This is a genomic window from Rhodococcus sp. (in: high G+C Gram-positive bacteria), assembly GCF_049299235.1.
Taxonomy (GTDB): Bacteria; Actinomycetota; Actinomycetes; order Mycobacteriales; family Mycobacteriaceae; genus Rhodococcus.
The window spans coordinates 1-7,862 of the sequence record NZ_JBAQXC010000018.1; the positions used below are offsets into that span (position 1 = coordinate 1).

Annotated in this window: 6 protein-coding genes; all 6 read right to left on the reverse strand. The window is 66.7% G+C overall.

The window, feature by feature from the left end:
• Nucleotides 1-138: 138 nt before the first annotated feature.
• On the reverse strand, nt 139-1,647 hold the full coding sequence (locus WAX14_RS01230; protein WP_422626282.1) for a cellulase family glycosylhydrolase: 1,509 nt from the start codon (nt 1,645-1,647) through the stop codon (nt 139-141).
• Between the two features lie 2 nt (nt 1,648-1,649).
• On the reverse strand, nt 1,650-2,870 hold the full coding sequence (locus tag WAX14_RS01235; RefSeq protein WP_422626283.1) for an acyltransferase family protein: 1,221 nt from the start codon (nt 2,868-2,870) through the stop codon (nt 1,650-1,652).
• Nucleotides 2,871-2,944: 74 nt separating this feature from the next.
• Entirely contained in the window at nt 2,945-4,402 is a 1,458-nt protein-coding gene (locus WAX14_RS01240; RefSeq protein ID WP_422626278.1) for an O-antigen ligase family protein, read from the reverse strand.
• The gene (locus WAX14_RS01245; protein WP_422626279.1) at nt 4,399-5,538 is read right to left on the reverse strand and encodes a glycosyltransferase family 4 protein; all 1,140 of its coding nucleotides are present in this window, start codon (nt 5,536-5,538) and stop codon (nt 4,399-4,401) included. The genes WAX14_RS01240 and WAX14_RS01245 overlap by 4 nt, the downstream gene beginning before the upstream one ends.
• Nucleotides 5,535-6,719: a hypothetical protein gene (locus WAX14_RS01250; protein ID WP_422626280.1), complete on the reverse strand. Its 1,185-nt coding sequence runs from the start codon at nt 6,717-6,719 to the stop codon at nt 5,535-5,537. Before WAX14_RS01250 ends, WAX14_RS01245 begins: the two co-directional genes overlap by 4 nt.
• The gene (locus WAX14_RS01255; protein ID WP_422626281.1) at nt 6,716-7,699 is read right to left on the reverse strand and encodes a glycosyltransferase family 1 protein; all 984 of its coding nucleotides are present in this window, start codon (nt 7,697-7,699) and stop codon (nt 6,716-6,718) included. The genes WAX14_RS01250 and WAX14_RS01255 overlap by 4 nt, the downstream gene beginning before the upstream one ends.
• Nucleotides 7,700-7,862 lie beyond the last annotated feature (163 nt).

Genomic DNA, 7,862 nt, shown 5'->3' on the forward strand with positions numbered 1-7,862 from the left:
GGGATTACGAGACCCGACCCGATCATCATGAGGCGATGGTCCACGTCGCGATGATCGCCACGATGTCACGTCGGCTTGCCCGTTCTGCTTGACCCTCGACCCGGAGTTTTCAGATGCACTCTGAGAACGTCAAGCCATTTAGAGCACTGTGACGTTCGCCCCACCGAACATCGTCCAGGTGATGTATCCGCGTTCGAAATCGGATTGTTGCTGCCCGTTCACGTTGGTGTACTCGTCGCTCGTCGGGAATCCGAGCTCCGGTCGCCACGCGGCCAGGATCGCGCCCTGAACCAGGTGAATACCCGCCGCCGCAGACGAATACACGCGCAGGCCGTATGCGGATTCGAGGTCCTGCATCCCGTTCTGGAACGGGCCGACCGGGCAGGCCAGAACCCGCCGGACCGCGGCCGACTCCGCCACCGGAGTCGTGAAGAAACCCCGGCTCGTCCGGAACAGTGACACCGATTCGTGTTCACGCACAGTGCAGGTCGCCATCACGTAGGCCGGCGCTACCGGTGCGCCGTGCTGCGGAAGCACACCCGCCGCCATCGCGGTATCGAGGTCGGCGGCCGGAACTCCGGCACCGATCACGTCGCGCACCCCGTAATAGGCCTGCTTGGGAACGAAATCCGATCGGGCGATCCCGAATCGGTCCTCACGATTCCAGGACAAGCTGTTGCGATCGACACCGGAGTAGATCGAGACCGGCCCTGCCCACGGCATCGCTGCCCACGACCGCGCCATGCCGACGATCATCTGCGCCTGCTGCTGCTCGGACACCACCGATGTCGGCGCACCGAACTCGGTGGCCCACACCCGCTTCCCGCCGTCCCCCCGTTCGACCATGACCCGCCGCGTATCGGCAAGGAACCGGCCGGCCGTGTTGGGCCGGGCAGCGTCGTCGGTGAACATCCGGGGGAAGCTGTAGGGGTGCACGGACAGGGCATCGAAGTGACCACCGGCACCGGCGTCGTACATCCCGGACAGGAAGGTCGCCGGGTCGGTCGACACCGGCGAGTCGGCCACCCACGCCAGCGCACCCGCCAATACCGTCGAATTCGGTGCGGCCCCCTTGATCCGCGGGTACGCGGCCCGGACCAATTGTGCGTACGCGGTCGGGCTGCGCGGCGCGAAGAACTGGTCGGCGTTCGGCTCGTTCCACACTTCGAAGGTGGCGATCCTCGTGGCGTAGCGCGCGGCGACGCGCTCGGCGAACGCCGCGTAGTCCTCCGTCCGCGCGGGCTGTTCGTTGATCGGGCCGCTGCCGGACACGGTGGCCCACGCCGGCGTGTAGCCGATGATGCCGATGATGCCGAGATTGTGTTCCTGCGCCGAGGTGACCATGCGGTCGATTCGGCTCCAGTCGAACTGCCCTCGCTGCGGTTCCACTGCCGGCCAGGCGATGTCGATCCGCACGTGCCGGGCACCGAGATCGCGGGTCGCGGTCAGCAACCGATCGGTGAACGGCTTGTCCGCCCACAACAGATCCGATCCTGCCGAGATCCCGATCTCTCGGCCCGGATCGACGCCGGCCGCAACGGGCTGGGATTCTGCGCGCGTCCCGACACCGGCCACCAGACCGGCCGCGAGTACGACTGCTGTGACAACGGGAATCATGATCGAGGCTCCGAGCCTGCGGTCGCGCATTCTCACCCGACGATCCTCCACTGTCCGGAGTCGTTTTTCCGGAACTGCAAACGCATTCCCGGAGCCTCGACCAGTCGATACGTGATTTCACTGAGAAAAAGACAGATGACCAGTACCGGCAGCAGGGACAGCAACATTCCCGTGACCGTGTCGTCGCCGTACCAACCCCACCGCCGCATCAACAGCAACACCGGATAGTGCCACAGGTACACGCTCATCGAAATGGTGCCGAGCCGGTAGAAGAATCTGTTGTCGCAGAAGTCCGCGAACGGCGACGCGACACCGCGCGCATGGGGAACGGTGACGAAAATGAGCACCGCGAAGCACATGATCGCGATCACGCTCGTATCGAACCTGGTTGCGGCGGAACGAGTTATCAGCCACAGTGGCACGCACGCGACGATCAGCGCGAGCATGCCGACGCGGAGCGGCATCAACCGCAGCCGCGGCATCTTTCCCAGGAACAGGGCCGCGTACACGACGGCCGCGAGCATGCCGACACCGAAGTTGTCGCCGAGGACGAGGATGCTGCGGGTCAGTACCGCCAGCCACGTAGGCCCGAACGCGTTCTCCGGATCACCGATGCCGCCGTGCGCGGCGGACAATCTGTCGGCAACGAATTTGGACACGGAACTGACGACGATGAGGACGGCCGGCGGAACTATCGCGATGGCAATGGGATTCCACCGGGTGTTGTCCCGCAGCCACCAGATCAACAAGGCGAACAGCGGCAGCGTGAAATAGAAGGCGAGTTCGAGCGTCAGCGACCACGACGGGTTCACCCCGGTCTGGATATACGCGGGCAGATAGGTCTGCGTCAGTGTCAGATTCGTCAGGAACATACCCGGATCGGTGATCATTCCGACCCCGACGAGAGGAACCCCGGTCTCGATCTGCTCCTGCTTCGCGAGCAGTTGGTTCTGCACGTACACCGTTTGCAGTACGAAGTTCGCGAGCAGGAAGATCACCACGTAGCCGGGGAAGATCCGGAAAAACCTCCGACTGGTGTACCGCACGAAATCCGGTCGCGGCGCACCCGACAGGAACCGGACCAGGAATTGCAGGTACAGCAGGAATCCGGATGCCGCAAAGAACAGCACCAGCGCCGAACCGAGCACCCACAACTTCATGTTCGTCGCGGTGCCGAAGGCGTTCATCTCCACGACGTGCCCGACCGCGACCGCCATGCACCCGAGTCCGCGGATCCCCTCGATTCCCGGTATCCGTCACCCGTGTTCGGGACGGGGCAACATCCAATCGAGCACCCGGGTGCCGGGTCTCGCTGCGACAGTGGCGGTCATACGGATTCTCCTCTGCTGTCGGCGGTGGTGGCAACAGTGCGGTCGGTACTACGGGCGCCGGGGCCGTCCGGGCGCGCGCGTTGTCTGGTGGAGTCGGCGACGATCGCCAGGAAGAAGCTGAACAGGATGGTCGCCATCGGCATCGTGACGATCGGAAAGTCGACCTGCACGGCGACGAGAGCGAAGCCACAGAATCCGGCACCGATCCAGCCGGATTCGTACGTGCCGGTCTGCAGCGAACGCACCCCGAGTCCGATCCCGACGAGCAGCACCGCGACCAGGGCGAACGAGGCGAGGACACCGCCGCGGTACATCGTCAGCAGCGGTGTGTTCGCCACGTAGTTCACGACGTAACCCCATTGGGTATCGAAGAATTCGGTCCTGCCCCAGCCCATCCCGAACCACCAGTTCCCCTCCATCAACCGGGGGAACCGGTTGAGCGCGTCGGCGCGTTCGGTCATCCCGGTATCACCGGTCGAGCCGGTACTGAACAGGCGCCGGTACAGCGTCGGCGAGAGCGCCACCGCGACGAGCAGTGCCGAGATCGATCCGACGATCAGGCCGAGGCGCCGGCGCGGTGGCATCGGCTGCAGCACGATCACGAGCAGCGCGGCGACCACGACGGAGAACATCGCGGCACGGCTGAGGGTCATCGCGATCGCGCTGCCGATCACCAGAATCGCGATGATCCGCAGGGGCCCGCGGGTGACATAGAGAGCCACGAAGAATCCGACCGACAGGAACAGACCGGCGAGGTTCGGGTCCACATACGGTCCGGCCAATCGGACGGTGGTGGCGACGCCGTTCTCGACGTAGTACCGCAGGTTTCCGTCGGTCACCGCGTAGCCGAGCAGGCGCAGCACCTGGTCTCCCCCGGCGCCGAGCAGCGACGCCCACGCGATGAGTGACCCGGCGATCACACCGAGGACGTAACTGCGTCCGATGACCATCAGGCGGTCGTGCCCGAGGCGGGCCAACGGAAACAGCACGCCCGCGGAGATCGCCCATTTGACGAACGTGTTCACATCCGTGCCGGTCCGCATCGTCATGAGCACCGACACCAGCGACAGCACCATGAAGACGGCGAACACCACTTCGATCGGATGGATGGACGTGGTGCCGGGCCGGTTCAGCAGCATGCACCCGTACAGTCCGACCGCCAGCAGGAAGATCAGCGGAAAACCGCTGCCCCGCAGCGGCATGAACGGTAACGCCCCGAGCACGATCGCGAAGCTGTGCCAGATGAGCTGCGGGTACACGGAGCACACGGCGATGCCTGCCACACCGACCGCCAGCAACCCGAGGCACTGCACCGCGAACATCGGATCGGTGACTTCTGCGACGACCACGAATGCGCCGATGACGGCAGCGGCCAGCACGACGAAACGGGTCGGGCCGGAGCCGAGGCCGGCACGTCGCGACAACGCGTACACGCGCTCGGTGAGGTCGGTCATGCGGGTGCCTCCGTCTCGTCGACAGCACCGGCCAGCCAGGAACGGACCAGTTCGTGCGGCACCCGATCGGACCAGCGCTGCGCCGTGATCTCGTGCAGGCGGCGGCCACGGGCCACGGCATGAGCCGGGTCGGCGAGCAGACGCCGCGCGTCCTCGACGAGTTCGTCGACGGACCGCGCCGCGACGGATTCGAAGATGCCTGCGTGTGCCCCCCACGCCGCCTCGGTGCCGACGAACGGCAGCCCTCGGGCCGCAGCCTCGAGCAGCTTGACCCGCACGCCGCCACCGGTACGAATCGGTGCGATCATGCCACGGCACGTCGACAACAGAGCCTCGAGATCCGGGACGAAGCCCACTTCGCGGACGCCGTCGGGAATCGTTCGATGATGCTGTCGCACCACAGATTTACCGGCAACGACCAATTCCGCGCCGGGTGTCGCCGCAGCGATGCGCGGCCACAGCGTGAGCAGAATGTCGTAGGCCTCCGCATTGGGTGGCCACGTTCGATCACCGAGGAACACCAGTCGCGGCCCGGTATCGGCGATGTCGATCCGGCGGTGCGGTGCCGAGGTCAGGGCCAGCCATCGGGCGTCGTCGACCCCGGCGTTCCGATACCAGTGCGCCTCGGCCTCGTCGAAGGTGCCGACCGTGTCCGCTGCGTGCGCCACCCGCAGTTCGTCGCGCACGATCCGCGGCTGCTCGAAACGTCCGAGCAAGCCTCGTGTCTCCCCGAACACCAGCGATTCGGGTACGTGTGTGTTCACCACGAGTCTGGTCTGCCCGTATCGGTCGCTCGCGAGGAAGGATTCGGCCATGTAGCTGTGTTCGGCGACGAAGACGTCCGCGTCGGTGCGGTCGAGGGCGACGGTCAATTCGGGCACGTCGAAGCGGGTGTGTACGAGGCTGCGACGGGCTCGGATACCGGCGGCCGCGAGCCGGAGCGCCGAGACCGGCGGCTTGGGCACGCGCACGATTCCCGGGTCGGGTGCCGCATCGGGATATGTGGAGAGGCACACGCAGCGGACGTGGAAGTCGTCGCGGGCCAGCTCCATGATCAGGTTGGACACCGCGACGTCACCGCCGGAATCGCGCACCGGATCCTTCGACATCATGAACACCACGCGGTCGCCGGTCATCGTGCCACCGCCCCGGCTGCGGCATGCTGGCCTGCCCGCCCGTACACCAGGCGTGAATACGCAGCCAGGAGAACCAGTTCTGCTACTGCGCAAGCAATTCCCGCGCCGACCGCGCCGAGCCCGGCGGACGCCGCGAGCGCGACCCCACCGAGTTTGAGCGGAAGCGCCGGCAATGCCCAGCCGAAGCGCGCACGGTCGCGATGCTGCGCGTACATGATGATCGCAAAGATGGTGTTCATGGATCGGCCGAACACGAACACCGAAAGCACCAGCATCGTAGTGCCGACCGGATCGGGCACCGGCGACAACCACAACAAACCCGCTCCGACGGCCGCGAGCACTGCCGCCGACAGGCCCGACACCGCCACCGAACGCCGCCACGGCGGGCCCGCCGTGAGCGCACCGTCGGCGAGACGCAACGATTCGTGGTAGGTCTGCCCGTAGGCCTGCGTCGGGGTGACCAGCGCCCACGCCGTCACCGACGCGAGCGAGTAGTACCCCGCGATGGTGCTGTCGGTGAGCAGACCGAGCAGCAGCAGGTCTCCCTGCACGTTCGCGGCGTGCACCAGTGCCTCCGCGGACAGCAGCGACGCTTCCTTCGGCCTGCCGGGAAACACCGGCCTGCGCACCGGGATCGTCGCCGCGGCGACGACGAGGACGACCAGGTACGGCGCGGCGTAGGCGAGGCTCACCGCGAGCACGGTCGGGTCGGGCAGCAGCAGCAGCGCGCCGACCCCACAGCAGATCGACGTCACCTGCCGGATCGTGTCGAGCCGGTTGACGATGTCCGGCGAACCGGCACGCAGGTGCACGCTCTTGTAGGCGTTGAAGATCAGTTCGCCGCCCGCGACGATCAATCCGTAGCCCAGGACGTACACCGAGCCGATCGACGCGACACCGAGTCCGACGCAGGTCGCGCCGAGCAGCACCCTGGTGAACCGCTCGGCATGAAATTCCTCGTCCGACACACGAATCGACCGCACCACGAACGGGTTCTCCAGTACCGTCGCGATGAGCGGCGCCAGGCCCACCGCCAGGGCGTAGTAGCCGTACTGGGCGATGCCGAGTTCGCGATTGATCGCGACGATCCACAGCAGGCCGAGACCGCGGCCGCTGTACACCCAGCCGGCCGCGACGGCCGCCTTGACGAGGGAGGCGTCGAAACGCGTGCGCGCACTCATCGGGCCCACTCCTCCAGGAACACCGCGGCGGTCTCCTCGATATCGCCGGTGCGGGCGAGCGTGTCGATACCGGCACGGAGCCCCGCCAGCCGCGCCCGGTCGTGCACGATCTCGTCGGCGACGGTGAAGAGTTCGTCGAATCCTCCTCGCACCGGAACGATTCCGCGATCCTCACGCTCGTCGGCGAGGGCGCCGTACCCGCTGCACACCACCGGGGTGCGGTAGGCGACCGCACGCATCAACACCCCCGACGCGGGGAACACCTCGCCGTAGTGACTGCGCTTGTCGTACGGCAGCACGATCGCCCGTACGGACCCGAAAAAGGCGTCCTCTGCGGGGCCGTCGACCCCGCCGAGGATCTCGACACCGTCGATCGGATCGAGATCCTCGGTACCGCGGCCGGCCACGCGAATGACGACATCGGGCCGGACGAGTTCGCGCATCCGGGCGAGCTTGTCGAACCCCTTGCCCTTATAGACGTGCCCGAACAGTCCGATCGCTGCGGGGCGGTCTTCGGCGGCGGCGATCGGCCCGCGCAGTGGAACATGGTGGCGAGCAACCACTATCCGCGACCCAGGCATCCGGCGCGTCACCTCGCGGCCGCCCGCGTCGGTGAGTGCGAACAGCGTGCGACCGGCCATTGCCCGGCGCTCGAGCAGGTGATGCACCGGACGGACCGGATAGTGCAGCCCGTGGTGGATCAGTGTCCGCGCGGCGATTCCACGGGTGCGCAGCGGCCACCACACCGGCCACGGACCGTCGTGCACGGTGCCGGTCACCCGGACCCGCCGCAGTCCCGTCGTCGACCAGAACGGGACGAGCGCGCCACCACTGAACTCGCAGTGCACGACGGTGTTCGCCGGGTCACCGGCGGCGACGAGGTCGCGCAGTGCGCGTCGGTGCCGGGCGAGGTCGCGTACGCCGTCGACGCCGGGTGCGCCGTGCCGATATTCGGCCACCGCCCCGAAGTGCGGCTTCACCGCGGCGAGAAAATCATCGGCGTAGTCACCGATTCCACTGAGAGTGCATCTGAAAACTCCGGGTCGAGGGTCAAGCAGAACGGGCAAGCCGACGTGACATCGTGGCGATCATCGCGACGTGGACCATCGCCTCATGATGATCGGGTCGGGTCTCGTAATCCCG

Coding starts and splice junctions, on each gene's coding strand:
- WAX14_RS01230 (WP_422626282.1), bottom strand. CDS start 1,647: ATGCGCGACCGCAGGCTCGGAGCCTCGATCATGATTCCCGTTGTCACA.
- WAX14_RS01240 (WP_422626278.1), bottom strand. CDS start 4,402: ATGACCGACCTCACCGAGCGCGTGTACGCGTTGTCGCGACGTGCCGGC.
- WAX14_RS01245 (WP_422626279.1), bottom strand. CDS start 5,538: ATGACCGGCGACCGCGTGGTGTTCATGATGTCGAAGGATCCGGTGCGC.
- WAX14_RS01250 (WP_422626280.1), bottom strand. CDS start 6,719: ATGAGTGCGCGCACGCGTTTCGACGCCTCCCTCGTCAAGGCGGCCGTC.